At 59.7% G+C, this 26,018-nt stretch carries 33 protein-coding genes; 14 read left to right on the top strand and 19 right to left on the bottom strand.

The window, feature by feature from the left end:
- Positions 1-11: 11 nt before the first annotated feature.
- Together ACR0D9_RS07735 and ACR0D9_RS07740 are read right to left on the bottom strand one after the other, a co-directional pair.
- Positions 12-722, bottom strand: a complete 711-nt coding sequence (locus ACR0D9_RS07735) for a GNAT family N-acetyltransferase (protein WP_480538285.1) — start codon at positions 720-722, stop codon at positions 12-14.
- Positions 719-1,441, bottom strand: a complete 723-nt coding sequence (locus ACR0D9_RS07740; protein WP_480538287.1) for a competence/damage-inducible protein A — start codon at positions 1,439-1,441, stop codon at positions 719-721. Before ACR0D9_RS07740 ends, ACR0D9_RS07735 begins: the two co-directional genes overlap by 4 nt.
- A gap of 50 nt (positions 1,442-1,491) precedes the next feature.
- Here ACR0D9_RS07740 and sfsA point away from each other — a divergent pair, with 50 nt between their 5' ends.
- Positions 1,492-2,223: a DNA/RNA nuclease SfsA gene (gene sfsA, locus ACR0D9_RS07745; RefSeq protein ID WP_480538289.1), complete on the top strand. Its 732-nt coding sequence runs from the start codon at positions 1,492-1,494 to the stop codon at positions 2,221-2,223.
- A gap of 55 nt (positions 2,224-2,278) precedes the next feature.
- Here the strand turns inward: sfsA and ACR0D9_RS07750 are convergent, their stop codons facing one another.
- A complete protein-coding gene (locus ACR0D9_RS07750; RefSeq protein ID WP_480487052.1) occupies positions 2,279-3,196 on the bottom strand; it encodes a homocysteine S-methyltransferase family protein in 918 nt (305 codons plus the stop codon).
- A 275-nt stretch (positions 3,197-3,471) separates the two neighbouring features.
- On the opposite strand from ACR0D9_RS07750, the gene map reads away from it, so the two are divergent.
- Positions 3,472-4,284, top strand: a complete 813-nt coding sequence (gene map, locus ACR0D9_RS07755; RefSeq protein ID WP_480484570.1) for a type I methionyl aminopeptidase — start codon at positions 3,472-3,474, stop codon at positions 4,282-4,284.
- On the opposite strand, the gene ACR0D9_RS07760 is transcribed toward map, so the two are convergent.
- From ACR0D9_RS07760 to ACR0D9_RS07775, 4 genes are read right to left on the bottom strand one after another with little or no spacing between them, the layout of a single operon-like run.
- The gene (locus ACR0D9_RS07760) at positions 4,272-4,451 is read right to left on the bottom strand and encodes a hypothetical protein (RefSeq protein WP_267364635.1); all 180 of its coding nucleotides are present in this window, start codon (positions 4,449-4,451) and stop codon (positions 4,272-4,274) included. The two genes, map and ACR0D9_RS07760, sit on opposite strands and share 13 nt — an antisense overlap.
- A 25-nt stretch (positions 4,452-4,476) precedes the next feature.
- Positions 4,477-5,112, bottom strand: coding sequence for an HAD family hydrolase (locus tag ACR0D9_RS07765; protein ID WP_480487050.1), 636 nt, complete (start codon positions 5,110-5,112; stop codon positions 4,477-4,479).
- The gene (rsmD, locus tag ACR0D9_RS07770; RefSeq protein WP_480487048.1) at positions 5,105-5,665 is read right to left on the bottom strand and encodes a 16S rRNA (guanine(966)-N(2))-methyltransferase RsmD; all 561 of its coding nucleotides are present in this window, start codon (positions 5,663-5,665) and stop codon (positions 5,105-5,107) included. Before rsmD ends, ACR0D9_RS07765 begins: the two co-directional genes overlap by 8 nt.
- A complete protein-coding gene (locus tag ACR0D9_RS07775; RefSeq protein WP_480484567.1) occupies positions 5,662-6,873 on the bottom strand; it encodes an NAD(P)/FAD-dependent oxidoreductase in 1,212 nt (403 codons plus the stop codon). The genes rsmD and ACR0D9_RS07775 overlap by 4 nt, the downstream gene beginning before the upstream one ends.
- 99 nt (positions 6,874-6,972) lie before the next feature.
- Between ACR0D9_RS07775 and ACR0D9_RS07780 the strand changes: the two genes are divergently transcribed.
- From ACR0D9_RS07780 to ACR0D9_RS07795, 4 genes are all read left to right on the top strand, one after another.
- Positions 6,973-7,458, top strand: a complete 486-nt coding sequence (locus tag ACR0D9_RS07780; protein WP_480474293.1) for a redoxin family protein — start codon at positions 6,973-6,975, stop codon at positions 7,456-7,458.
- A gap of 102 nt (positions 7,459-7,560) precedes the next feature.
- Positions 7,561-7,806: a glycine zipper 2TM domain-containing protein gene (locus tag ACR0D9_RS07785; protein ID WP_480487046.1), complete on the top strand. Its 246-nt coding sequence runs from the start codon at positions 7,561-7,563 to the stop codon at positions 7,804-7,806.
- Positions 7,807-7,816: 10 nt separating this feature from the next.
- On the top strand, positions 7,817-8,164 hold the full coding sequence (locus tag ACR0D9_RS07790; RefSeq protein WP_480487044.1) for an EF-hand domain-containing protein: 348 nt from the start codon (positions 7,817-7,819) through the stop codon (positions 8,162-8,164).
- A gap of 15 nt (positions 8,165-8,179) precedes the next feature.
- Positions 8,180-8,491 carry a hypothetical protein gene (locus tag ACR0D9_RS07795; RefSeq protein ID WP_480538291.1) on the top strand — a complete coding sequence of 104 codons (312 nt, stop codon included), beginning with the start codon at positions 8,180-8,182 and terminating at the stop codon, positions 8,489-8,491.
- Here ACR0D9_RS07795 and ACR0D9_RS07800 read toward each other — a convergent pair.
- From ACR0D9_RS07800 to ACR0D9_RS07815, 4 genes are read right to left on the bottom strand one after another with little or no spacing between them, the layout of a single operon-like run.
- Positions 8,488-8,781: a 4a-hydroxytetrahydrobiopterin dehydratase gene (locus ACR0D9_RS07800; protein WP_209505128.1), complete on the bottom strand. Its 294-nt coding sequence runs from the start codon at positions 8,779-8,781 to the stop codon at positions 8,488-8,490. The two genes, ACR0D9_RS07795 and ACR0D9_RS07800, sit on opposite strands and share 4 nt — an antisense overlap.
- Positions 8,778-9,965, bottom strand: a complete 1,188-nt coding sequence (locus ACR0D9_RS07805; protein WP_480538293.1) for a GNAT family N-acetyltransferase — start codon at positions 9,963-9,965, stop codon at positions 8,778-8,780. Before ACR0D9_RS07805 ends, ACR0D9_RS07800 begins: the two co-directional genes overlap by 4 nt.
- Before the next feature lie 45 nt (positions 9,966-10,010).
- Positions 10,011-10,778, bottom strand: a complete 768-nt coding sequence (locus ACR0D9_RS07810; RefSeq protein ID WP_480474298.1) for a glycerophosphodiester phosphodiesterase family protein — start codon at positions 10,776-10,778, stop codon at positions 10,011-10,013.
- Positions 10,775-11,230 (bottom strand): RidA family protein, encoded by a 456-nt coding sequence (locus ACR0D9_RS07815; RefSeq protein ID WP_480474299.1) that lies wholly within the window; start codon positions 11,228-11,230, stop codon positions 10,775-10,777. The genes ACR0D9_RS07810 and ACR0D9_RS07815 overlap by 4 nt, the downstream gene beginning before the upstream one ends.
- Before the next feature lie 350 nt (positions 11,231-11,580).
- Here ACR0D9_RS07815 and ACR0D9_RS07820 point away from each other — a divergent pair, with 350 nt between their 5' ends.
- Complete coding sequence (locus ACR0D9_RS07820; RefSeq protein WP_480484606.1) at positions 11,581-12,351, top strand: MlaA family lipoprotein; 771 nt, start codon at positions 11,581-11,583, stop codon at positions 12,349-12,351.
- Positions 12,341-12,940, top strand: a complete 600-nt coding sequence (locus ACR0D9_RS07825) for an MlaC/ttg2D family ABC transporter substrate-binding protein (RefSeq protein ID WP_480484563.1) — start codon at positions 12,341-12,343, stop codon at positions 12,938-12,940. The genes ACR0D9_RS07820 and ACR0D9_RS07825 overlap by 11 nt, the downstream gene beginning before the upstream one ends.
- A gap of 102 nt (positions 12,941-13,042) precedes the next feature.
- Here the strand turns inward: ACR0D9_RS07825 and fliP are convergent, their stop codons facing one another.
- Genes fliP through fliF form a run of 4 tightly spaced genes read right to left on the bottom strand, consistent with a single transcriptional unit; the run spans position 13,043 to position 16,233 of the window.
- Positions 13,043-13,774, bottom strand: coding sequence for a flagellar type III secretion system pore protein FliP (fliP, locus tag ACR0D9_RS07830; protein ID WP_480484562.1), 732 nt, complete (start codon positions 13,772-13,774; stop codon positions 13,043-13,045).
- The gene (locus ACR0D9_RS07835) at positions 13,774-14,061 is read right to left on the bottom strand and encodes a FliM/FliN family flagellar motor C-terminal domain-containing protein (protein ID WP_267364617.1); all 288 of its coding nucleotides are present in this window, start codon (positions 14,059-14,061) and stop codon (positions 13,774-13,776) included. Before ACR0D9_RS07835 ends, fliP begins: the two co-directional genes overlap by 1 nt.
- Positions 14,054-14,650, bottom strand: coding sequence for a FliH/SctL family protein (locus ACR0D9_RS07840; RefSeq protein WP_480538295.1), 597 nt, complete (start codon positions 14,648-14,650; stop codon positions 14,054-14,056). Before ACR0D9_RS07840 ends, ACR0D9_RS07835 begins: the two co-directional genes overlap by 8 nt.
- A complete protein-coding gene (gene fliF / locus ACR0D9_RS07845) occupies positions 14,650-16,233 on the bottom strand; it encodes a flagellar basal-body MS-ring/collar protein FliF (protein ID WP_480538297.1) in 1,584 nt (527 codons plus the stop codon). Before fliF ends, ACR0D9_RS07840 begins: the two co-directional genes overlap by 1 nt.
- Positions 16,234-16,351: 118 nt before the next feature.
- Here fliF and ACR0D9_RS07850 point away from each other — a divergent pair, with 118 nt between their 5' ends.
- Genes ACR0D9_RS07850 through ACR0D9_RS07870 form a run of 5 tightly spaced genes read left to right on the top strand, consistent with a single transcriptional unit; the run spans position 16,352 to position 20,983 of the window.
- Positions 16,352-16,849, top strand: coding sequence for a flagellar basal body-associated FliL family protein (locus ACR0D9_RS07850; protein ID WP_480487036.1), 498 nt, complete (start codon positions 16,352-16,354; stop codon positions 16,847-16,849).
- A gap of 9 nt (positions 16,850-16,858) precedes the next feature.
- Positions 16,859-17,341 (top strand): hypothetical protein, encoded by a 483-nt coding sequence (locus tag ACR0D9_RS07855; protein WP_480538299.1) that lies wholly within the window; start codon positions 16,859-16,861, stop codon positions 17,339-17,341.
- Complete coding sequence (locus ACR0D9_RS07860) at positions 17,338-17,922, top strand: MotE family protein (protein WP_480484556.1); 585 nt, start codon at positions 17,338-17,340, stop codon at positions 17,920-17,922. The genes ACR0D9_RS07855 and ACR0D9_RS07860 overlap by 4 nt, the downstream gene beginning before the upstream one ends.
- 47 nt (positions 17,923-17,969) lie before the next feature.
- On the top strand, positions 17,970-18,839 hold the full coding sequence (gene motA / locus ACR0D9_RS07865; protein ID WP_480484555.1) for a flagellar motor stator protein MotA: 870 nt from the start codon (positions 17,970-17,972) through the stop codon (positions 18,837-18,839).
- Positions 18,836-20,983, top strand: coding sequence for a hypothetical protein (locus tag ACR0D9_RS07870; protein WP_480538301.1), 2,148 nt, complete (start codon positions 18,836-18,838; stop codon positions 20,981-20,983). The genes motA and ACR0D9_RS07870 overlap by 4 nt, the downstream gene beginning before the upstream one ends.
- Positions 20,984-21,041: 58 nt before the next feature.
- Here ACR0D9_RS07870 and ACR0D9_RS07875 read toward each other — a convergent pair whose 3' ends face one another.
- Positions 21,042-22,409, bottom strand: a complete 1,368-nt coding sequence (locus ACR0D9_RS07875; protein WP_480538303.1) for an MmgE/PrpD family protein — start codon at positions 22,407-22,409, stop codon at positions 21,042-21,044.
- Between the two features lie 119 nt (positions 22,410-22,528).
- A complete protein-coding gene (gene betB / locus ACR0D9_RS07880; RefSeq protein ID WP_480538304.1) occupies positions 22,529-23,983 on the bottom strand; it encodes a betaine-aldehyde dehydrogenase in 1,455 nt (484 codons plus the stop codon).
- Positions 23,984-24,170: 187 nt separating this feature from the next.
- Here betB and ACR0D9_RS07885 point away from each other — a divergent pair, with 187 nt between their 5' ends.
- Positions 24,171-24,500: a hypothetical protein gene (locus tag ACR0D9_RS07885; RefSeq protein ID WP_480487031.1), complete on the top strand. Its 330-nt coding sequence runs from the start codon at positions 24,171-24,173 to the stop codon at positions 24,498-24,500.
- A 3-nt stretch (positions 24,501-24,503) separates the two neighbouring features.
- Here ACR0D9_RS07885 and ACR0D9_RS07890 read toward each other — a convergent pair whose 3' ends face one another.
- On the bottom strand, positions 24,504-25,016 hold the full coding sequence (locus tag ACR0D9_RS07890) for a potassium channel family protein (RefSeq protein WP_480487029.1): 513 nt from the start codon (positions 25,014-25,016) through the stop codon (positions 24,504-24,506).
- Between the two features lie 65 nt (positions 25,017-25,081).
- Complete coding sequence (gene trhO / locus ACR0D9_RS07895) at positions 25,082-25,987, bottom strand: oxygen-dependent tRNA uridine(34) hydroxylase TrhO (RefSeq protein ID WP_480487027.1); 906 nt, start codon at positions 25,985-25,987, stop codon at positions 25,082-25,084.
- Positions 25,988-26,018 lie beyond the last annotated feature (31 nt).

Here is a 26,018-nt window from a genome sequence, read left to right on the forward strand (position 1 = left end):
ACCCCTTTTGTTCAGACAAGGTGACGGTAATGGTATTCACTGGCGATCTCCATCCCGAGGGCGCGATAGAGACCATTGGCACCTTCATTGGCCTTGGTGCAGATCACACTGAAGGTTTGAGCACCGTTGTCACCTGCCCAAATCGCCGCGGCGCGCATGGTCCACTGACCCAGCCCCTGACGGCGGTGCGCGGGCAGGATTTCAAGCGCATGTAGCATCGCGACATCGCCATGCATCGCCACGAAGGCTGCGCCGCTGGGTTGGTCGTTGTGGCGCAGCAGCAGACCGGTTTTGGGACCCTTCGCGCGCTCCATCACCGCCAGACGTTCGGGCCCGATCCCACCAGCCGCCCAGATTTCGCGCATGATTTCAAGCGGCTCCCAGACCGAAAACACCATGACCGGAGGGATCGGCTGATCGGTGAGGTGAGAGACGGGGCACGTATAGATGTTGACCGGATCAAGGATGTCATATCCCCGTTGCGCCAGCTTTGCGTCCAGCGCCTCATCCCCCGGGCGCAGGCAGAAGATGGATTTCTGCCCCATGGCCTGCATCGCGGCCTCGGCCGCGTCGATATCGGCATCGCTGGCCGGGGCCAGCGCATTGGCCGCAGAAACACGCGAGCCACCTCCCTGCCCTTCGCGCAGTTGAAACGGCCCCAGCCTGCGATACCGCGCGGCAGGCCATGTGCCGTCAACGATGTCCGCCCAGTCGCCTCTCAAAGCGCAAGCTCTTTCGCCAGACGGGTCATGGCCGCGTCAATCCGGCTGCCATCGGTGCCGCGCACCACCACGTTGGCCCCGAAGGCCCCGTTGATCTGAAACGGATAGCAACCGATGGACAGATCGCTGAAATCCTCGGCCAGCGCGGACAGGTTTGCGGCGATATCGCCTTCGCCCCGGTCCACGCGCAGGGTTTGCGACAACAAGGGGCTGCCACCGGTCAGTGTGGGCAGGACGCTGGCGACCATGGCCTGAAACACCAGCGGTACCCCGGCCATCACATGCACGTTCTTCAGGGTGAAACCCGGCGCCGTCGAGACCGGATTGTCGATCAATGTCGCGCCATCCGGGATACGCGCCATGCGCAGGCGGGCAGCGTTCAGTTCCATCCCGGATTTGTCGTAATGCGCCTGCAACAGCGCGCGCGCGTCGTCGCGAATGTCAATCGGGGTGTCAAAGGCGCGCGCAATGCAATCGGCGGTGATATCGTCATGGGTCGGGCCGATGCCGCCGCTGGTAAAGACGGTGTCGTGGCTGTCAGACAGCGCTTTGACCGCCGCTTCGATGGCGGGGGCGTCATCGCTGACGATGCGGACCTCTTTCAGATCGATGCCGTGTTTTGCCAGCTCCTGCGCCAGATAATGCATGTTTGCATCGCGGGTGCGGCCCGACAGGATTTCATCCCCGATCACCAGCATTGCTGCGGTTGGATTGGCCATGGCGCGGACTCCTCTTGATCGTCTTCAGGGGCAGGTATAGGCCGTGAGACATGCGTTTTGGAACCCCTCTTGTCCCCGCCCGCCTGATCCGTCGCTACAAACGCTTTCTGGCCGATTGCAGGCTGGATGACGGGCGCGAAGTGACCGCCCATTGCGCCAATCCGGGATCCATGATGGGGCTGGCTGAACCGGGCCAGTTGATCTGGCTTGAGCCCAATGACGACCCGAAGAAAAAGCTGAAATTCGGCTGGCGGCTGGTGGATCACGAAAACGGGCATTTCACCGGGGTCGATACTTCCGTCCCGAACCGCGCCCTGCGGGCAGCGCTTGAGGCGCGCGAGATCCCCGAGCTGGCCGCTTATGACACTGTCCGGCCCGAGGTGAAATACGGGCAAAACAGCCGTATCGATTTCCTGCTGAGCGGCCCCGGCCTGCCAGATGCCTATATCGAGGTCAAAAGCGTGACGCTGTCCCGCCAGCCCGGTCTGGCCGAGTTCCCCGACAGCGTCACCGCGCGCGGCACCAAACATCTGGGCGAGCTGGCACAGATGGCGGCGCAGGGGCACCGGGCGATCATGCTGTACCTGGTGCAACGCACCGATTGCGACCGGTTCGCGCTGGCCGCGGATATCGACCCGGCCTATGCGGCGGCGTTTGAGGTCGCGCAGGCGCAAGGGGTAGAGCGGATGATTTGCGGGACGCGGATTTCGCCGGATGGGGTTTGGGTTGACGTCAGTACCTTTCCAGTAATCAACCAGCATGACCCTGGCCTGTTGACGTAGCCCAAAATGCGCGCGATTGACTAAGGAGCACTGATTGAGACTGTTTGGCGCGCGTCTAAGACGCAGCAACCGCTTGTGCCATGAGTTTCAAATGCCTCATATCTGTACCGCAGCACCCTCCTATCACTGAAATTGACGGGTTGTTATGCACGACGTCCGCAATCTCTTGCCCAAGCACATGGGGGTCACCTTCGTCTAATTCCTCGGCCTCATCCAGTTCCGCATGAGAGCAACTTGATGCGTTTGCGACAACGCCTCTTAGTCTTGGATGGCGATTTAGCGCATCGGAAAAGTGGGTCGGATGGGCACAATTGACCATGAAGAACTGCGCAGCCGCATCCGTGGCGACATCGATTTGATCCAGCGCGTCTACAAGCTTTGTTCCATCAGCCAGACACCCGTCGGTTTCAACTACCAATGACATCACTATCGGTAGTCCCAAATCCTGCGCAGCCAGAATGCAGCCCGCTGCTTCGCTAGGTCTGTTGAACGTATAAGCTGTCACCAAGTCGACGCTGGTTTGTTTCAAAACGGCAAGCTGCGCACTGTGATACTGACGGGCATCATCGATCGACATGGCCGGAACGTCCGCATAGGGATCGTGGCGTGGGCCGACGCAGGCAGAAACCAAAACGTCATCTCGACCAGCGCTCTGACGCACGTCTTCCATTAACGCGACAGCATCCCGGTTTATTTCATCCAGTTGTTCGGCATCGTAACCCAGAGGAGCAGCCCGATCAGCATTGGCCATCCAAGTCGGTGCATCAAGTATACAACCCACTTCCATCTCGCCCGCCAACTGAACAAGCGCGTGCATCTGACCTGCCAGGACAGAACGGGTTTCTGGGTTCTCTAGCAATGGAAATGAGGCAAATCCCGGCAAATCTATGCCGTGGTTAAAGATCAGATCCGTGCCAGTTCCGGCAAAAACCAAATACTTTTTGTCTGTCTCGTGCGGGAGCTGTCGTGGCACTTCAGTGCGCTCCTTTAGTTGTTGGAGTTCATCGCAACAATAACAGGGCAGAGGCTGTCTGTGAAATTTGCTGTGTAAACTGAACAAACGCCAATCCGTTATGCGTCAACGCAATGGTCGATGGGTCAAACCGGATTTGAAACCTAACTTCAGTTCAAGTTCTTGAACTCTCGTGGTTCTGCCCCATGTGCCGCCTGATACACTGCGCCCTCTGGTACTTTCTGCACAAGCAGCGTAAAAGAAGTGCCGCGCGTAACATTTGGAGCTTTGCGTCGATGAAAGAGCATCGTGGCCGCCTGACCAAGGACGGTATCCGCATCTATGAACAGGGTGATTTTGCCGGGATGCACGCGGCGGGCGCTCTGGCGGCGCGGATATTGGATGATATCGCCGCGCATGTCTTTCCCGGTCAGACCACGGGTGCGCTTGACGGGCTGATCACGCAGATGGTCGAGGATGCGGGCGCGACCTCGGCCACGATCGGCTATAAAGGATATGAGCACGCCAGCTGCATCAGTGTGAACCATGTGGTTTGCCACGGTATTCCCAGTGACAAGAAGCTGAAGGATGGCGATATCCTGAACATCGATGTGACCGTCATCGTGGATGGCTGGTTCGGTGACACCTCGCGCATGTATGTGGCGGGCAAACTGCCGCGCAAGGCCGAGCGTCTGATCCAGGTAACCCATGACGCACTGTTCAAGGGCATCGAGATGGTCAAGCCGGGCAACACGTTCGGCGATATCGGCCATGCCATTCAGGCCTATGTCGAAGCGCACCGGATGAGTGTTGTTCGCGACTTTTGCGGGCACGGTCTGGGCCGCGTGTTCCACGCGCCGCCGAATGTGCTGCATTATGGCCGCCCCGGCACAGGCGCGGTTCTTGAGGAAGGCATGTTCTTTACCATCGAGCCGATGGTCAATCTGGGCCGTCCCGAAACCAAGACACTGGCCGATGACTGGACCGCCGTGACCCGCGACAAGTCGCTGTCGGCACAGTTCGAGCATTCGGTGGGCGTAACGGCGGATGGGGTCGATATCTTTACCCTGTCGCCAGGCGGCAAGTTTCACCCGACCTATTCGTCCTGATCGGCGGCCTGTTCGCGCAGGAGTTTCAGCAGCATCGTCTCAGCCCCCCAAGGGGTAACCGCATCGTGGATGAACACCGGCGCGCGCAGGGGCTTGGGGTCAGGTTTCGCCATGACCTCGGCGTCGCGGGAGACTGTCCAGACAAAGGGTGTCAGAGCATGATCCATGGCTGCACCCTAGCACAGTTGGGAGTCAGAGTCCCAACAGCGGGTGCGCCTGTGACATATCCGTGATCACCTCGGCCCCAAGATCGGCCAGCCTGTCACCACCGCCATGCGGCGCGTAGGCCAGACAGCGCATATTGGCCCGGATTGCGGCTGTAACGCCATTGTGGCTGTCTTCGATGACCACCGGGGCCTGTGCGCCAAAATTCTCGGCCGCCAGTTGGAACATCTTTGGATCAGGCTTGCCGGTGCCAAGCACATGGGCCGAGAACATCACATCTTTGAACCGGTCCCAAAGCCCATTCTGGCCCAGCGTGATCTGCATCTTGTCCGGGCTGCCGTTTGAGGCCACGCAACAGGGGATGCCCCGCTGATCCAGCGCCGCAAGCAGGTCCGCGACACCCGGCACCAAAGGCACACCGGCGCGCAGGCGGTCGTAGGTTTCGGCATAGACCTGATCAATCCAGTCTTCGGGAAGATCAGCGCCCATCGCACGCGCCTTGTCGCGCACCCCGACCATGGTTCCGCCCACAAACAGGGACATGCATTCGGGCAAGGTCAGGTGCAGGCCATAGCCCGCCAGATTGTCCGCCAGCACCTGGTTCGAGATCACCTCGCTGTCGACCAGAACGCCATCGCAATCGAAAATGACCAGATCATGCACTTTGATCACCGTTCCGCATCAATGAGATATAGGTGTCGCCATATTTGCGGCTGTCGTGCAACGTGAACCCGGCCGGAGCCTGCATCCGTGAGTTTTCTTCCCAAACCAGCAGCGCATCATCCGCGATCCAGCCATTGGACAGCGCGGCGATGGCTTTCTGTCCCATGGCCTTGCCATAGGGCGGGTCCAGAAAGATCAGATCGTAGGGTGCGCCCGGATTTTCGCCCAACCGGGTTGCATCGCGGCGGATCAGGTCGGTGCGCCCGGCACTGCGGGTCAGGTCGATATTCTTGCGGATCAAACCCTGCGCCACGCGCCCGTCATCAACGAAGGTGACATGTGCCGCGCCGCGTGACAGCGCTTCGAGCCCAAGCGCCCCGGTGCCAGCAAACAGGTCCAGCACGCGCAGGCCGTCGAAATCGATCTGATGGGCCAGCACGTTGAACAGGCTTTCGCGCACCCGGTCGGTGGTCGGGCGCAGATGTGCGCCCGCATCGCCCTTGCCGATGGGGGTCAGGGCGCGACCGCGGAACTCTCCGGCGATGATCCTCATGCCTTGAGCAGCGGTTTAAGGTCTGCATCCGGGTCGGCCACGACGGCCGGGTCTGCCGTTTTTCCCATCTCGATCAGGCGCTTGCCAACCATATAGGCGCGCGGATCGTTCATCGCGTCGACCGCAATCAGCTTGTCACCGTTGTAATACCAGAAGGATACGGTCTGCCCTTCGCCCTGCCGCGTCACCACGCGGTCATATCCGGTGTTCAGGCCCGCGATCTGAAGCTTGACGTCGTATTGATCCGACCAGAACCACGGGGTTGCCACATAATCCTTGGCCGCGCCCAGCATGTTCTGGGCCACGATCTCGGCCTGATCAATGGCGTTGGGGACGCTTTCCAGACGGATGCGGCCTTCGCCATGCGGAAAAGAGGCGCAATCGCCAGCCGCCCAGATCGACGGGTCGGACGTGCGGCCATGGGCGTCGGTCCTGATGCCGTTATCCAGTTCCAGCCCGGCCATCTCGGCCAGCTGGGTCGCGGGTGCAATGCCGACGCCAACCACTACAAAATCAACGTCCAACTTTGTGCCGTCGGTCAGAACCGCGCCGGTGACCTTGCCGTTTTCGCCGATCAGACGATCCAGCCCGACACCCTCGCGGATGTCAGCGCCGTATGCACTGTGCAACGCGCGGAAATAATCGCTGGTCTCGGGCGCTGCGACCCGTTGCAGGATACGGTCGGCCATTTCAATCAGAGTGACCTTGACGCCGCGCTTGGCGCAGACAGCGGCAGCTTCGAGCCCGATATACCCGCCGCCCACGATCAGCGCGCGGGCGCCTTCGGTCACTTTGGGCTCCATCTCGTCGATATGGGCCAGATCGCGCACCACATGCACACCGTCCAGATCGCCACCAATCGCGGCAGGCAGGCGGCGCGGGTCCGATCCGGTGGTCAGCGCCAGTTCGTCGTAAGAGATAACCTCATCCCCCAGGGTGACCGTTTTGGCCTTGGGGTCGATACCGGTGACGCGCTGACCCAAACGCAGGGTGATGTTGTTTTCCGTGTAAAAACTTTCGGGCCGCAGGAACAGACGCTCAAGCTCCATCTCGCCCAGCAGATAGGCTTTGGACAGGGGTGGGCGTTGATAGGGCAGATGCGGCTCGGCCCCGATCAGAGTGATCTCACCCGCAAACCCGTCCTTGCGCAGACGAGCCACCAAAGAGGCGCCTGCCTGCCCCGCGCCGATCACGACAATATGGTTCATGCTTTGCCTACCCCGTAGTTTTCAAGTGGTCACCGTGTTCAGACCACCTATATTGCGGCTAAGCACATTTCTGCAAATCCAAACGACAGGAGCTGAATAATGATTTCAACAGGAGATACCCTACCCGAAGCAACGCTGATCCAGATGGGTGCGAACGGGCCGGAAGAGGTGCGGATTTCAGACAAGACCAAAGGCCGCAAGGTGGTGATCTTTGCCGTGCCGGGGGCCTATACCGGAACCTGCACGACCGCCCATGTGCCCAGTTTCATCCGCACAAAGAAACAGTTTGACGCCAAGGGCGTGGACGAGATCCTGTGCCTTTCGGTCAATGATCCGTTTGTGATGCAGGCGTGGGGGCAATCCACAGGCGCGACCGAGGCGGGGCTGACCATGGTGTCGGACGCAGCGGCAGAGTTCACCAAGGCCATCGGCATGGATTTCGACGCGCCGCCCGTGGGGCTTTTCGCGCGGTCCAAGCGGTATGCAATGCTGGTCGAGGATGGCACGGTCACGGTGCTGAATATGGAAGAAAACCCCGGCGCCTGCGAGATTTCCGCCGGTGAAGGCCTGTTGGATGTGATCTGATTTTGATCGGCCCCGGTCCGACCGGGGCCTTTCGCCGCCAATTTAACTTGAAGCACCGCCCCAGAGCGCGAATACTTGGCGTATTCATACGGGGAGTTTTTCATGAAACTTAACGCGTTCTACCTATTACTGTCCGGCGCGGCCCTTTTGGCGGCCTGTGGACCGGTCCCAACTCAGCAACAGCAAGCTGCACGCCAGCACGAAATCGCCTGTCTGGGCGGAACGTTGGGCGGGGCGCTGATCGGGGGCGCAATCGGCAACCAGTTTGGTGGCGGATCAGGCAAGACGATCCTGACCGCAGCGGGCGCTGCCGCTGGCGGCATCGAAGGTCAGAGATTCGCGTGCTGAGGAGGTCGATATGAAACAGCTAAGCCTAGTGATGTTCATGGTGGCTTTGGCCGGTTCGGGTCACGCCGAAAGCGTGGCTGAACTGCACGAAAACGAGTTGAAGGCCATCGACGCCAACAATGACGGGTTCCTGTCCAAAGACGAGTTCGATGCTTTCTCGGATTACGCCTTTCAGACGATGGACGAAGACAGGAACGGCACTTTGGGTCAGGCCGAGGCCAAACCGTTCATGGACATCAAACTGTTCCGCAACGCTGACCGAAACGGCGACAACGTAATCTCAAGACCTGAATTTGACACCCAGATGGGCGAGGATTTCCTGTCTGCCGATCAGAACGGGAATGGTCAGCTTGATTAATGGCAGGAGCATGAGATGAACAAATGGCTCGGTTTGACAGCGCTGGCGCTGGTTGCGGCCTGTGACGTGCCGCAGGCCCCGTTGGTGACAGGCCCGGACGGGCAGGCCCGCATTCAGATCAACCTGTCTGGCCTGACCTGCTATGAAACCAAGTGTCTGGATATCAACCCGGCCGCGCGCAGTGTGCGCCAGATCGGAAACAAGACCACGGGTATTCCAAGAGCGATTGACGTCAGCGACGGCACTGTCACGCCTGCCGAGTTCCGGCAGATGGGCACTGCCGCATCGCTGGCTGGCGGTGAAGGGTCAGGCCGCAACGACCGCTAGCACAGACTGTCCATCTTTCGGGCCAGTTTGGCATCCAGCGAGGACAGGCCGCCCACATCATGGGTCGACAAGACAACCTCGACCGTGCGGTAGACATTGAACCATTCGGGATGATGGTTCCACTTCTCGGCCCAGATTGCCACCTGTGTCATCCAGCCGAAGGCATGGACGAAATTGTCGAAAATGAAAGTCTTGGTGATCGCATCGCGGCCTTCAACCATGGTCCAACCGTTTTTGAACAGCGGATCCAGCAGCGGGCCACGGGTTTCGGTCGACAAGAGTTCGGTCATTGCTGTTCCTCCGGGTTCGATTTCCTGAACGGGCCGTAATCCGTCAGAATCTCGATCTCTTCTTCCACTGCGTGGCCTTCGGCGTCCAGATATTTCTTGACCGCATCAGCAAAACCCGGATCGCCGACCCAATGCAAGCTATGCGTGCGTGTTGGCAGGTACCCTCGCGCCAGCTTGTGTTCGCCCTGTGCGCCTGCCTCGACCCGGGCCAGACCGTGAGCAATGGCAAAGTCGATTGCCCTATAATAGCACAGTTCGAAATGCAGGCAGGGATGATGTTCGATGCAGCCCCAATAGCGCCCAAAAAGGGTTTCCCGGCCGATAAAGTTCAACGCACCCGCAATGGGAAAGCCATTCCGTTCTGCCATCACAAGGGCCATGTCATCTGCCATCGTGTCCTGAGCAATATCAAAGAACTGCCGCGTCAGGTAGGGTGAGCCCCATTTGCGCGATCCGGTGTCCTGATAGAACCGCCAGAACGCGTCCCAGTGTTCGGGGCGCAGCTGGTCACCGGTCAGAGTGCGGATCCCGCCGCCAAACCCACAGGCCTGCGCGCGTTCTTTCCGGATAGTTTTGCGCTTGCGCGACGACAGCGCGCTCAGGAAGTCGTCGAAATCTGAATAGTTATCGTTCAGCCAGTGAAACTGCTGCGATCGGCGCAGCATCAGGCCCATCTGTTCACCAGCAAGGGCTTCGTCTTCGGTACAGAAGGTCACGTGAAGGGACGAAACCCGGTTGTCAGCCGCAAGCTGCACCGCCCCCTGAACCAGCGCCGACATGCCGATCCGTTCATAGCCCGGACGCACCAGAAACCGCCGCCCGGTTGCCGGGGTGAACGGCACCGCGATTTGCAGTTTGGGGTAATACCGCCCGCCCGCGCTTTCATAGGCATGGGCCCAGCTGTGATCGAAGATATATTCACCCTGGCTGTGCGATTTGGCATACATCGGGGCCGCCGCGATCAACATCCCGTCATGATAGGCGGTCAGGTATTGCGGCTGCCAGCCGGTGCCACGCCCGACCGAGCCGCTGTCCTCCAGCGCCAGCAAAAAGCGATGTGTGGTAAAGGGACCAAGCGGCCGCCCGCCATCGGCAGCTTCGGGGCAGGCGCAGGCATCCCACTCTGCCTCTGAAATCTGCGACAGAGCGCCCAGTACCTGAATCTCGATCTGTGCCTGATCCATATGTCCTCCGCGCCTGTCCTTTATCTGTGACCGCACGGAGGGGGTTCAAGTCGAATGCGCGGCCAAATAGCCTTCGAAGGTCACATTGTCGGCAACCTTGCGGGCTTCTGCCTCTTGTTCGGGCGACCGGATTGTCCAACACAGGATCGGCACGCCCCGCGCCTTGAGTTCCGCCACGCGGGGGCGCGACAGGTCTGCGGCTTCGTGGCTGATGAAACTGGCGCCGACACGGTCGAAATCCGGGATATCGCGCAAGTGATCGCAGACGCTTTGCGGCAAAAGCTCGACACTGGGCTCATACGCGCAGGTCGTGATCCCGCGCGGCAGATGCGGGGCCAGCCGCGCCAGTTCAGCGACCGAGTTGGGATTGAAGGACATCAGGGCCACCGGGCCTTTGTAGCCCTGCAACGCGCGTACGGTGTCGCGTTCAAGCGCGCCCACCTTCGTGCCCATCGCCCCGTCCTGATCCTTTAATTCGATCAGCAACGGCACCCGGCCCGCGACAATTTCCAGCACATCATCCAGTGTCGGAATGCCGTCATCCCCATGCAGAAGCGGCGTGCCAGAGGCGGCCAGTGCCGTGACCTGCTGAATGGGGCCCGACTGCCCGGTCAGACGGGTCATGTCATAATCGTGAAAGACCATTGCCTGGTCGTCCGATGTCAGTTGAAGATCGATCTCGATCCCGTAGCCAGCTTCAATCGCGGCACGAATGGCCGCCCGGCTGTTTTCCGGGCGGTTCTTGGTAATGTCGTGCAGCGCCCGATGCGCAATCGGGGCCTGCAAAAACACATCTGGTAGGGGCGGCGTCATTCGATTTCGAAAATGCCTTCGATCTCGACCGCGACACCCAGCGGAAGCGACGCCGCGCTGACGGCGGAACGCGAATGGCGACCGGCATCGCCCAGCACCTCGACCAGAAAATCGGACGCGCCGTTGATCACCTGCGGCTGTGCCGTGAATTCAGCGGTCGAGTTCACGAATCCGGTCAGCTTGATCACGCGGACCAGCTTTTCGATATCGCCGCCGCAAGCCGCCTTGACCTGTGCCAGCAGGTTGATCGCGCAGACACGCGCCGCCGCAGCCCCGGCTTCGACATCCAAGTCATCGCCCAGTTTTCCGGTGATCAGCTTATCAGTCTTCGAGATCTGGCCAGATACATAAAGGATGTTGCCGACACGCACGAAAGGCACATAGTTGGCCGCAGGCGCGGGCGCGTCTTCCAGCGTTACACCGAGGCTTTCCAGTTTGGCAGCGATGCTCATTGCGAGGGTCCTTCCCTAAATTCAACTCTGCGGGACGCTAACCGGGAAGCACGGATTGGGAAAGACGGAAACCGGTAAATTTCGGCCTTCCTGCGATCTGAGCGTATCTTTACTGAAAATTCACTGTTGATCGACGGTCACTTTACCCCACCGTGATGAACAGGTTACACGCAAGGTGTTTCATTTAAGACCTGAAACGACTATGTGACTGCAACTTGTGCCGCTCCGGCACGTGGATTTTGGTGGATTATTGATTGAATGTCCGGCAGGCGCATATGCCGGGCCATTTAGGAGAGACAAAGATCGTGTCGAGCAGATTTCGCCTGAAACACCTTGTTTTACTGTCGCTCATGGCCGTTGTGTCCGCCTGTGCAACCACGCCGCCCGAGGGTGCCTCGCGCAGTGACGTGTTTGACCCGTATGAAAATGCGAACCGGGGAATTCACAAGTTCAATCTGGGTGTTGACCGGTTTCTGTTCCGGCCGGCCTCGAAAGGCTATGTCAAAATCGTTCCTGACCCGATGGTCACCAGTTTCAGCACTTTTGCCGAAAACATCTCGCTGCCCGGTCAGGCTGTTGACTACCTGCTTCAGGGCAACCCGAAACAGATGGGCAACGCCCTGCTGCGCTTTGTGATCAACATGACCGTTGGTGGCTTTGGCCTGTCTTCGCCCGCTGATGAGCTGAACCTGCCACCGGTGGACACGGATTTCGGTGAGACCCTGCATGTCTGGGGAGTGGGTGAAGGCGCTTATATCGAGCTGCCATTCTATGGCCCGTCGACCCAAAGGGATGCGATTGGGGTTGTGGTCAACCTGTTCTCGAACCCGATCAATTTCAGCCCGACCCGCCCCACCGACAACCTTGGCGTCTACGCCGAGATCGTACGGCGCATGGGAGATCGGGGCCGGTTCTCGGACACTGTCGATTCCATTCTTTACGAAAGTGCTGACAGCTATGCGCAGGCCCGCCTGATCTATTTGCAAAACCGCCGCTTCGAACTGGCAAGAGATGACGAAGACGCCTATCTGGACTTGTATTCTGACCCCTATGCCGAAACCGGAACGGACCCGGTCAGGGACCCCTATCTTGACCCCTACGAGGACCCCTATGCCGAATAACGCGTTGAACCGCCGTCATTTTATCGCAGCCGGGCTGGCGCTGGCAGTGCTACCCGTACCTGCCTTTTCCCAGACCGAGGCCGCCGCCAAGGCGCTTGTGACCAGCGTGGTTACCGACATCAACCGGGTGATCGAGTCGGGCAAGTCCGAAAAAGCGATGCTGCGCGATTTCGAAAAGATCTTCGCTCAATATGCCGACGTGCCGATCATGGCGCGCTATGCGCTGGGTGCGGATGCCCGCTCAGCCAGCCCGACCCAGCTGAAACAGTTCACCGCTGCATTTCAGGGTTATATCTCGCGCAAATACGGCCGCCGTTTCCGCGAGTTCATCGGCGGTGAGGTCGATGTTCGCAATGCCCGCAGGATCAAGGCCGGGTTCGAGGTTCGCACGATGGTCAAGCTGCGCGGATCAGCCCCGTTCGATGTGACGTTCCTTGTTTCCGACAAATCCGGCCGCGACAAGTTCTACAACATGTTCATCGAAGGCGTGAATCTGTTGCTGACCGAACGCACCGAGATTGGCGCAATGCTGGATGCCCGCAAAGGCAACCTGAACCAACTGATCACGGATCTGAAAAAGACGGGTTAAGCCGTTTCCGGCACAAAAGTGTGCCGGACAGCTCGTGTTTTTGGAAGTTCAAGAGGGTCGGGTCTGCCTGACCCTTTCTCATGATGCGCGTGCCTGACAGATTTACGGCATGTAGCTGCGAACCAACGCGCCTGCGATCAAAGCCCACCCGTCGGCGATTACGAAAAACGCCAGCTTGAACGGCAAAGACACGATGGCAGGTGGCACCATCATCATGCCCATCGACATAAGCACCGCCGCAACCACAAGATCGATGATCAGAAAGGGCAGGAAGATCAGGAACCCGATCTGAAAGGCACGCGCGATCTCGGACAGCATGAAAGAGGGCATCAACACCGATAACGGGGCCTGGGCAGACAGCTCGACCGCGTCACCGCCGGGGCGCAGGGCCGCCATTGCATAAAACGTATCTGAATCCAGCCGGTTCGCCATGAAGGTGCGAAACGGCTCTAACGCGCGTTCCAGCGCGGGCTCGACCGCCATGGTTTCTTCCATCATCGGGCGTATTCCCGCGGTCCAGGCCTCGGTGAACACCGGGTCCATGATGAAATAGGTCAGAAACAGCGCAAGACTGACCAAAAGCATATTCGGCGGCGATTGCTGCAGGCCGACACCCTGCCGCAGGATCGACAGAACGGTGATGAGAAACGGGAAACAGGTGATCATGATCGCCAGACCCGGAGCAACGCTGAGCACCGTGATCAACAGGATCAGCTGGATGGTGCGGGCCGAGATCGAACCGCCTTCGCCCAGCGACAGGGTTACATCCTGAGCCGCCGCCATCGACGGCAGGGACACCACTACAGCCAGACCCAGCCAGATCACATAGCGCATCAGCCGATTCCGTTTTGCAGATCCGCAATCTCGGTCAGGCGCACGGCCAGTTGCCCAGCCTGATCGCCCTCCATCTCCTCAAGCACCCCGCGTGCCACCAGCTGATCCCCGACATAAAGGTCGACCGGGTCCTCGATCCGCTTGTCCAGGGTCAGCACCGCGTTCTCACCCATGTTCAGCAAGTCCCGGATCAACGGGCGGGCGCGGCCAACCGAAACGGTCACTTCAATCGGAACCGTTTCGAAAGGATTGGGTTTTTCGGTTTTCGGGAACTGGGTGTCATTCATTGGACAAAGCCTTTCTTGCCTCAAAGACGTATGCGTCAAATGCCTGTGCAATGGTGGACAGCAGGGCCGCGCAATCAATCTCGCGCCGGCCTGTGCCGACCTGCAATCGCGCCTGTCCGGGGGCCAGGCCAGGGTCTTCGATGACGCGCGGTGCGGAGTGCAAGGTCTGCGGCAGCAGGGATTGAACGGCTTGCGCGCACCCTTCCGGCACCATGATCTGCATCGGTTGTTCGATTTCCATGCGCGCCATCTCGCAAAGCTGTTCGACGATCCGGGCGGCCAGCCCGCGTTCGACCATGTCAGGCAATACGGTCTGAACCAGGCTTTCGAACATCGGTTCCAGAGACAATGTCATCCGGTTAAGCGCCTCGTGATAGGTGAAGGACATATCCTCAAGCGAACCCGCCAGTTCAGCTGAAACGCGGCCGCGGTTCTGTTCCTGCGCCTGCGCGGCATCCTCCCAACCGGCGCCGTACCCGCTTTCGAACGCGGCAAGGCGTTGTTCCTCAAGCGCTTCCTCGTCCAGATACAGAACTGCTCCGGCGCTGGTTCGGGTGGTGAAATCCTCAAGCAGATGAGCGATGGACATCACACGCGCTCCTCACCTTCTTCAAGCCAACTGCGCAGGATCTCGACCGTTTCTTCCTGTTTGTCGCCGATCATTGCGCGCAACCGATCAACCGGGTCCCCGATGGCACTGACCCCAAGCACGGGAACGGTCCCTTGTTGGGGCAGTGGCGTGAACTCTGCCGTTCCGTCGGCTGCAATTTCACCGGTCAGGACCGACGGGGCCGGTGCCCGTCCCTCCGCAGCTGGCAACAGCGCCGGGACCATCGCAGGTTTCATCAGGATCGGACGGATCACGAACAACGCCAGCACCAGCGACACCAGCGCCAGCGCGGCCATCTGGATCAGTGACATGGCGTCCAGATGGATGTTTTGCCAAAGCGACGAGGAAACCAGCGTGCCTTGCGGCGTGACCACTGGTAAATCCAATGATTTCAGCGTGATGACGTCCCCGCGCGCGGCGTCAAATCCCACAGCCGAGGCCACCAGCTCCTCAAGTGCGTCAAGTTCTGTTTGCGGCAGCGGCGTGAAGGATTCAGCGCCCGAAGCATCCAGCGCCCGCGTCCCGTTGACCAGAACGGCAACCGTCAGGCGTTTGATCGCACCGGGGGCGGTGTGCACTTCCAGCTCGGTTTCGGAAACCTCGTAATTCACCCGCTCACGTGTCTGGGTCGCGGTCGAATTCGATTCGTCCCCCCCCGCACCATCGCCGTCGGGCAGGTTTGAGGCCACCGTGACATCGGCTGACTGGTTGCGCGCGCTGTCGGAGCGTTCCTCGACATCCGTGCTGATCGCCACCCTGCCTTTGGGGTCAAAGCGCCGCTCACGCAGGGATTCTGTCCTGGTTTCAGTATCGACGCTGACCTCGACCACGGTATTTCCCGTGCCAACTCGCGCTTCGACCAGACGCAGAACCCGTTCCCGCAGCTGCCGCGCCTTGTCATCTGCCGTGTCGGCGGCCACGGCGGTGTCCTGCCCACCAATCACGGACCCGTTCGAATCGATCACTGTCACGCTTTCAGGCGACAGACCACTAACGGCAGAGGCGACAAGAAACCGGATGGCCTTGGCCTGATCGCTAGTGATATCGCCCCCCGAGGGCACCAGATAAACCGAAGCCGTCGGTGCGACGCTGCGCTGAAACGGATTGGCAGAGCCGTTGGCAATATGAACGCGGGCCTGGCTGACATGCGGGCTGCCCACGATTGTGCGCGCCAGTTCCCCCTCTTTCGCGCGCCAGTAGGCAGCATCGAACATTTGGGATGTGGTGCCGAAGCCGTTTAGCGAATCCAGCAGTTCATAGCCCTTGTTGCCGTTGGCCGGCAGACCTTCACTGGCCAAAGTCATCCGCAGCTCGTCCCGCTGTGCGCCCGAGACGTAAATTGATCCGCCCCGAATCTCGTAGGCCACGCCACGCTGGTCCAGCGCGCGCACGATATCCCCGGCGGCCCCGCTTTCCAGACCCGCGTAAAGCAGGGTCATCGACGGCGCTGTCGCAAGGCGCGACATTCCGAGGATCCCGAGAAACACCAGCACAACCGCACCGGCAACGACGATTTGTTTACGCCTGTCCAAACTTGCCCAGACAGTTCCGATCTGCTGCACGCTCACCTCCGACTCGCCGACATTCTGCCCGGCGCATCCTCTGTTTGGACGATTGCCCTTAACAATCGGTTAGTCCCTGCGAGGTTATGACAGGACAGATCACAGGAATGAGGACGTCATGACCGACGCAACGGCTGAACAGGCGGAAACCCCGGAAAAGAAGGGGAAAAAAGGAATGATCGTCGGGGTGATTCTGGCCATCGCCGGTGCCGCCGGTGGGTATTTCCTGACCTCGTCCGGGCTGCTGCCGCTGGGGAACAAGGCCGAGAAGGCGGAAAGCCATGACTTGGAAAAGGAAGAACCGGCCAAGGCATTGGCGGATGTTGCCTTTCTCGATTTGCCGCCGGTGATCGTTTCGGTGAATTCCGGCGGCGCGCGGCATCTGAAGTTTCACGCACAGCTTGAGGTTAACGCCCCGTACATGACTGACGTGGAAAAAATGCGACCGCGAATCATGGATGTCCTGAACGGGTATCTGCGGGCCGTCGAATTAATGGATCTTGAGGATTCACTGGCGTTGATGCGCATCCGGGGCCACCTGCTACGCCGCATCGAGATTGTCGTTGGCGAAGGTCGCGTGCGCGACGTGCTGGTGATGGAATTTGTTCTGAACTAGGAGGCGAAATTGGAGCTGATTGCGGATATTTTGCTGGTCGCCGGCGCCATGGGTGCGGGTCTGTATTGTTTTGTGCTGTCGCGCCGTCTCAAGCGTTTTGCCGATCTTGAAAAGGGCGTCGGCGGCGCGGTAGCGGTGTTGTCAACCCAAGCGGAAGAGCTGCGGAAATCACTGGATGATGCGCGAAACGCCTCTGATCAGTCAGGCGACCAGCTTAAGGCGCTGACGGGGCGCGCCGAAACGGTGGCACAGCGGCTGGAACTCATGATGGCGTCAATGCACGACGTCGTGCCCGAAAAAGACGCTGATCCCCAACCCGAGGCAGAGGTTTCAGAGACAAGTACCATCACCGAAGTTCCGGAGAGCGTGAAGCACGAAGGCAAACCCGAGCCGCAGGCCAGCGAAGCCGCTGCGCCCCAAGAACAGGCACGCGCACCTGAGGGGCTGATGTTCTTCCGGCATGACCGCAAGCAAGGCGAGGCGCAGGCATGAGCCGCCCGCGGATCAACACTCCCAACGCGCGGCCCCGCGGAGGGGTGCTTGCCGTGATCTCATTGCTGATGATCGGCTCGGCCGCTATCCGCATCGGACTGGAAGCCGGACCCGCCTTTGCCAAACCAGCCAAACCTGAGGCGGAACACGATGAACCCGTCCCGTCCGACACCCGTGACATGCAGGTTTTGCTGACAGAGCTTTTGCGCCGGGAAGAGCGTGTCAAACAAAAGGAAGACATGCTGCGCGAGCGGGAAAACGCTCTGGAAATCGCGGGTCAGGCTATCGAGATGCGCATGGCCGCGCTTGAGGAGGCCGAGGAGTCGTTGCGCACCACTCTGGCGCTGGCGGACAGGGCGGCGGAAAACGACCTGACGCGCCTGACCGATGTCTATCAGAACATGAAGCCGAAAGACGCGGCTGCGCTGTTCGAAACCATGGACCCGACCTTTGCCGCCGGGTTTCTGTCACGCATGTCACCGGATGCGGCAGCCGGGGTTCTGGCGGGGCTCAGCCCCGAAGCGGCCTATACGATCAGCGTTGTCATGGCGGGCCGAAACGCCTCGGCCCCTCAGGAATAGTCGCCCGTGTTCCCCGCAGTTGCAACACACATAGCCGGAGATCTCAGATGATTGGAATAGTTGGAATTGTCGTCATTTTCGTGATGGTCTTCGGCGGCTATCTGGCCGCTGGCGGCAAGATGACCATCATTCTAAAGTCGCTTCCGTTTGAGATGATGATGATCGGTGGTGCCGCGGTTGGTGCCTTTTTGATCAGCAACGACATCGGCGGCGTGAAACACACGATCAAGGACATGGGGAAGGTCTTTAAAGGCCCGAAATGGAAGCCCGAGGATTACCGCGACCTGTTGTGCCTGCTGTTTTCCCTCATCCGCATTGCCCGCGCCAATCCGGTAGAGGTGGAACAGCATATCGAAGACCCCGGCAGCTCGGACCTGTTTTCGTCCTACCCCAGAATTCAGGCCGACAAGGAAGCGGTTGATCTGATTTGCGACACGATGCGGTCCGCGGCGATGAATTACGACGATCCGCATCAGGTCGAAGAGGTTCTTGAGAAACGGATGGAAGCGAATTTCCACCATGCCCTGCATTCGAGCCACGCCTTGCAAACCGTGGCCGACGGCCTGCCCGCGCTTGGAATTGTCGCCGCCGTTCTGGGGGTAATCAAGACAATGGGGTCCATTGATCAGCCACCGGAAGTTCTGGGAAAACTGATCGGCGGCGCCCTTGTGGGTACGTTTCTGGGTGTCTTTCTGGCCTACGGTCTGGTTGGTCCCTTTGCGGCCAAGCTGAAATCCGTTGTCGAGGAAGACAACCACTTCTATCAGTTGATCAAGGAAGTTTTGGTTGCAAACTTGCACAACCACAATGCTGCTATGTGCATTGAGGTCGGACGCCAGAACACACCAACGCATAACCGCCCTGATTTCTCTGAGCTTGAGGATGCGTTGAAAGAGCTCAAACGGGCCGCGGCATGAGGCAAACCGCGATACTGGTTGCAGCATTGATCACACTTGCAACGGCCGCAACCTCTGAAGAGGTGACTGTGCGGTCCGGTGAACATGACGGCTACACCCGGCTGGTTTTCACCGTTCCACCGGATACGGGCTGGGTTCTGAGCCAACGCAAGAACGGCGCCAAGCTGGCAATTGACCTGAAGGATGTCACATTTCGGGCGGGTTCGGTGTTCGGGCGGTTGACATCAGATCGGCTGGCCGCGCTGTCGCAGGCGCAACCCGGTAGTGCGCTTGAGCTGGAATTCGGGTGCGACTGCACGGCGTCGGCGTTCCTGTTTCGAAACTCGATGATCGTTTTGGACATTGCACCAGCAATAGCTCTGCCGCCCTTGCTTGCGGAAATCCCTCCGCCGACCCGAAAAAAACCGGCAGCGCCGAAAGCTTCTCCCGCGGAACACAAGCTTCTTTCCCAGCTGGACCTGCCGCTTCTGACCGGGAAGACGCACGGGATCAGGGATCAGTTGTCGACCCGTCTGGTGCAAGGGGCGGATCGTGAGCTGCTGGACCTGAATTTGGCACCTGTCGGACCGCGCCGTTCTGCCTCGTCCGAGTCCGTGACGCTGTTACCCGGATTGACATCGAACATCCGCGTGACCTCGGTTCTGGATGATCTGCAGGACATTCTGAACTCTGGTTTGCAGCAGATCGATAACAACCCGGTTTGTATCTCAACGGCTGAACTCGGGTTCACGACATGGTCCGGGACGCGCCCGTTTCCAGAGCAGGTGTCCGCCTTGCGCACCGCCCTATACAAAGAGTTCGACCGTCTTGACGCGGAAAGCGCGCTGAAGCTGGCAAAGCTCTATGCCTATAACGGCTTTGGGGCCGAGGCGCTGAAGGTTTTGCAGTTATTGCCCCCCCCACCTGATGAGGCTGGACGTGTTGAAGGGATTGCACGGCTGGTGGATGAGCGGCCAGCACAGGTTTCAAATCCATTCAGGGGCCAGCAACGGTGCAACAGCGACGTCGCACTTTGGGCCGTGCTATCTGAGGGAAAGCTGGCACCTGATGCACATCTTGAAGCCATCGAACACAGCTTTGCAAAGCTGCCAGAGCATCTTCGCCGCCACCTTGGCGCGCGACTTTCGGATATCCTGACAGACGCGCAGGAACTGGAGGCCGCGCGAAGAATCATGCGTTCGGTCGACCGGGTTGAACAGAAGCCGTCCCCGAACACCACGCTGGCCCGTGCTGGCGTCGCCGAAGCCGAAGGCGACAGCGCCCTTGAAGAGGCGCTGTTGACCGAAGTCGCGACCTCGGCCGGGGCCAAGTCCGAGGCGCCTTTGGCTTTGGCGCGGCTGGTGGAAAAGCGGTGGTCCGACCGCAAGACTGTGTCTTCAAGGGAACTTGAACTGGCCGCGTCTTACGCGATCGAGTTCCGGCGATCTGAACTGGGCCCGATGATGAACCGCACCCATGCGATTGCCCTGGGTCTGAGCCAGGATTTCGACAGCGCATTCGATGTGATCCAGTCTTTGCCAGACGGTTCGGACAGCAACAGCGCTTTCAACCGTCACCTGCAACTGCTGGCAGAACGCTCAGACGACCTTACCTTTTTGCGTCAGGTCACATTGGTGCAGCAGTCGGGTCGGGCGGCGGCGCTATCCACGGATACCGTGATTACACTGGCCGAACGCCTGGCCGTGCTTGGCTTTGCCGATCAGGCCGTTGCGCTGGCAAACAGGCCTGAGGATCGGGCCCGGCGGTCAGAGCGTGCCCGTCTGCGCGCCCGTGCGGCGTTGTTGTCGGACCGCCCGCAACAGGCCATGCTTGAGCTGGCCAATGATACCTCGGACGAGGCGCTCGTCCTGCAGGCGCAGGCGTTGGACAAGGTACAGGACTATGCGGCGGTGGCCGAACTCATGCAGAACCGCGGGCAACAGGAAGAAGCAAACCGATACCTATGGCTGGCCGGGTTACCGGAGGAAAGGATTGGGCCCTCTGACGGAAAGTACGCAAGCCTCAACCAAACCTCCGAGGCCCTTTTAGCCCCGCCGATTCGCGTGTCAGGCAAGCCGTTGGCGGATGCGGGAAGCCTGCTGGAGGACAGTCTGGCAACGCGGCAGAGGATCGTCGAAATGCTGAACACGGTCAGGGTGGAGTGAGGTTTCACAGCCAACCGGTCCAGTTGCCCGGATCGTTGCAGGCGGGTCGGGGCGCGGTTCACGGTTCTGGTGGATCAAAAATCAGCGGTGTCAGGTCTGCATACCGCGCGCTTTTGTCCGGCCAACTAAGTATCACTTGACGGATGCGGTCGGCACGATCTTGTCCAAGCACGGGGGCCGCAAACTGCGTATACTTGGCGATGACATCGTCCCGTGACATGGGGGCCTCGGGGCCGCCGCGGGCATGAATATCCCCGGATTTCAGAACACGGCCATCCGTTGTCGTGATCGTGACGTCTGCCCAGCGCCCTTCGGGAAACCGGGAGCTGTGGTGTTCGCTTTCCGCGACCGTGATGCGGGACATCAGATTGGCGACCGCAGGATCAGACAGGCCAGACCCTGAGATTTGTTCAACGCCGATGCGCCCGTAAACGGCCTGAACTGCCACGGCAAATGGCAGGGAATACTGCGCTTGCGAAGTTGTTTCGGGCAGTCCCGCAAAAAGGCAGGCCGCCTGATGAAAGCTGCTGATATGCAAAGTTTCGATCTGCGTGCTGGTCAGGTCATGCGCGATCATGACAGCGCGCACGCCATCAATCGCGGCATGGGCCCAGCGACAGATCGGATAGGGTTTCACGTATTGATGTTCGACCTGCCAAAAGGTTCCCAGATCCTCCCAGTAGGGTGTGACCTCTTCCGCCTCGATTGTGATGGCGGGCGCGCCGGTAAAGCCGCGTTCGGCCAGAACAGCGGCGGACAGCCCCACCATCGCGCCCCAACCCGACCCGTCATGCAGCATTGTGGGGTTGGCAATCTCGCGCATCATCTGGCTGCGTGGACCGTGATATTCGGCAATTCCCATCGCCTGCCGCATCTGGTCGACAGAAAATCCGCGCAGGCGCGCCGCCATCGCAACCACGCCAAGCGCGTTCCAGGCACCGGATGTGTGGTAATCGCTGACACTTGCGTGCAGCGACAGGCCCGCGCGCCCGGCCACCTCGTACCCGGCAACGACCGCCGCCAAAGCCTCGGGTCCGGTCAGATTCGGGCAATGTTCGGCCAGTGCAGCCAGCGCTGGCAACACGACCACCCCGATATGGCCCTTGGTGGGGTTATATCCGTCGTGACCGTCCAGATTGTCGGTTTGCGTGGCGGCAGCATAGGCGGCACCCGCCATGCTGACGGTGCGGCCATCGAACAACATCCGTGCGCCATATGCAGGATCGGTACTGGCATAAAGCAATGCCGCCGTGTCCCGCGCGATCACGCCTGCCTGCATCGGGCCGGATGCGATCAGGATCCCCATCGTGTCGAGCATCATCAGCGCCGCAGCCTCTAGTGCGCTTTCAGGCATGTCCGAGGCCGCGCGGGTCAGCGTGAAATCGGCAACCCTGGAAAATGTAATTGTCTGCGGGTTATGCGCCATGAGAGCTCTCCTGTCGGGCGGGGCCGGTACAGGAAAGTCAGCCACAGGTAAGGGCGGGCTTGTACTCTGTTCCCGACGCCAAATGTCGGGAACAGAGGAAAACGAACGAAGAAGCGACCCTAGTAAGGGGCTTCGACGTCATTCATGGAAACGTAGACCGTTTTCATTTCCGAAAAATGGTTGATCGCCAGCTTCGAATTCTCGCGTCCGACACCCGACATTTTCGATCCGCCGAACGGGGCTTCGACCGGGGCAAGGTTATAGGTGTTGATATAACAGGTTCCCGCCTCGAACCCGGCCACAACACGGTGCGCGCGGGTCAGGTCATTGGTGAACACGCCTGCGGCCAGACCAAATTCGGTGTCATTGGCACGGGCCATGACCTCGGATTCCGTGTCGAAATCCAGCACCGACATGACAGGACCAAAAATTTCCTCGCGCGCGATGGTCATGTCATCGGTCACATCAGCAAAAACGGTTGGCTGCATGTAGAAACCGCCGCCTTCGATCCGGTTGCCGCCAAAGACCAGCCTTGCGCCCTCGGCCCTGGCTTTGTCGACATAGCTCAGCGCGATGTTCAACTGGTTTTCGCTGACCATCGGGCCAAAGCTGACGTCCTCGTCCATCGGATCGCCGATTTTGGCGTTGGCCAGACGTTCGGACAGGCGTTTCAGGAAGGCATCCTTGATCCCTTTTTGCACAAAGACGCGGGTGCCGTTGGAACAGACCTGGCCCGATGAATAGAAGTTGCCAAGGATCGCGCCGGACACCGCGTTTTCGATGTCGGCATCGTCAAAGACGATCATCGGAGATTTGCCGCCCAGTTCCATGGTCACGTGCTTCATACCGTCAGCCGCCGCGGCATAAACCTTGCGGCCTGTCGGCACCGATCCGGTCAGCGAGACCTTGGCCACACGCGGATCGGTGACCAGCGCGGCGCCTACGTCGCCATAGCCCTGAATCACGTTGTAGACACCCTTGGGCGCACCGGCCTCGACAAGAATCTCGGCCACTTTCAACGCCGAAAGGGGCGTCGTTTCCGAGGGCTTGAAGACCATCGTGTTGCCGCAGGCCAGCGCCGGGGCACCTTTCCAGCAGGCAATCTGCGTGGGATAGTTCCACGCCCCGATGCCGACGCAAACGCCCAGCGCCTGACGGATGGTGTAGACGAAATCGCCACCGCCCAGCGGAATATGCTCGCCGGTCAGAGAGGCGGCCAACCCGCCGAAATACTCCAGCGCATCCGCACCTGATGTGGCATCTGCCACCGTGGTTTCCTGAATCGGTTTGCCGGTGTCATGGGTTTCCAGAACAGACAGGTCGTAGTTGCGGTCGCGCATGATGTCGGCCGCGCGGCGCAGAATGCGGCCGCGTTCTGTTCCGGTCAGTGCGGCCCAGGCTGCCTGAGCGGTTTTCGCGCTGTTTAAAGCCTTTTCCACAATCGCCGGTGTCGCCGAATGCAGACGGGCAATCACCTCGCCGGTAGCGGGGTAGATCACGTCAATGGCCGCGCCTTCGGTATCCTCGACATAGGCGCCGTCAATGAAATGGCTGGCCTTGGGCTGAAACTTCATACCGTGTCCTTTTCTTAAACACCCGTCCGGACGGGGCATTTGGTCGTTTGGAATCGGCCCTAACGGTTATTGACTAGCCAGTCAATAAAATCATCCAAGCGGCAAGATAACGCCTGCCATCGCTCACAAACCTTGAAATTTTTGGTTAATGTTCTATATATGTTCCACATAGTCAGAGGACAAACCGATGACCCAGCACATGCGCCACGTGGCACTGAACGGGCCAAACAACGACTACCATCTGCTTCCGGTAACAGACCGGCAGATGCGATATGCGCGCGCCATTGCCGAGAAATCAGCGCTTGAGATCCCGGTCGAGGCGCAGCGCGACAGGCGGTTGTTGTCCGACTGGATTTCGGCCCACAAACCGCGCGGCACCTCGCAATTCGACGATTACCCGACGGGCAAGCAGGTGGCATTCGCCGAACGGATCTCACGCAGCAAGCACCGCCCGATCCCGTCCGAGTGTTTTCGGGACAAGAAAATGATGTCCCGCTGGATTGATCACAACAGATAACCCTTACTTAGGGTCTTCTGGCGCATGATTGCGGGTATAAAGCGCAACCGCAGCCGCAACAAACATACCCAGCAGAATGTAACCGGTCACAGCCTCGGACACTGCAAGCCCGCGACACAGGCCGGTCGGGGACATGTCGCCATACCCGACCGTGGTGAAGGTGACATATGAGAAATACAGGACATCCCCCGGACCCTGCGCCCCGACCACACAGTTGTCGTTGTACCCAAAAGCCCCGTAGACGGCGGCGAACAGGAACGGGACGACCTGGATGAATGACACGCCCATCAGGAACAAAAGCCGTCGCGGCGATTTCACCTGTGTCATGTAGTACCAGGATTGCGACACCAGCCAGATCAGCAGGCCAACCGACGCGATTGTTCCGATCATGTCACCCGCAGCGGTTTCGTTAAGACGCGATAGCCCGAACCAGGCAAGAAAACTTGTCAGAACCAGCCCCAATGCAGCAATCAGGGTCGATTTCCATTCTTCCAGAGTTGTGGGTTTGCGGTGCATGAACGCCCTCTCAGCCTAGTCTGACGGTGATCATCCGACCTAAAGCAAGGGCCTGCAACCCGCTTTCAGTCCTGCCGCAAATGCGGCTCGCCCCGCTTGCGCGCAAGCACTATCTGTTTTTGCCGTTCACGAAAGCGCATCTTGTCGGCCTCGGAGGTCTCGTCGATGCATTGGTGACAGGACACACCATGTTCATATTCGGGGCGTTTCATATCCTCGGGCAGGATCGGGCGACGGCAGCCATGGCACAGCTTGTGCGGTCCTTCAACAAGGCCGTGCCCTACCGAGACACGATTGTCGAACACAAAACATTCACCCTGCCACGAGCTGTCTTCGGATGGCATCTCTTCAAGATAGCGCAGGATGCCACCTTTGAGGTGATAGACATCATCGACCCCCTGCCCCAGCAGGTAATTGGTGGACTTCTCGCACCGGATGCCGCCGGTGCAGAACATGGCAACGCGCTTGTTGTGAAAGCGGTCCTTGTTCGCCTCCCACCAGGCAGGAAATTCGCGGAAACTGGCTGTTTCAGGGTCGATTGCGCCTTCAAACGTGCCGATCGCCACTTCGTAGTCATTGCGGGTGTCGATCACCACGACATCGTCCGAACGGATCAGATCATTCCAGTCCTGCGGATCGACATAGTTGCCGACACGGGCGCGCGGATCGACATCCGGCTGACCCATGGTCACGATCTCTTTCTTCAGGCGCACCTTCATCTTGCCGAAAGGCGGATGGTCCGAGGTCGCCTCTTTCCACTCCAGATCCGAGCAACCGGGCAAGGCCCGGATATGTGCCAATACCGCATCGATCCCGGCGCGTGGACCTGCGATGGTGCCGTTGATACCTTCCTGCGCCAGCAACAGCGTTCCCGTGACGGACTGCGCGCGGCACAGATCAAGCAACGGTTCGCGCAGTGTGACGGGGTCTGGGAATCGGGTAAAGTGATAGAGGGCAGCGATCGTGTACATATGCGCGATCTACCCCCGCAAACCCGGAGTC

This window comes from Ruegeria sp. AK11, from assembly GCF_056541095.1.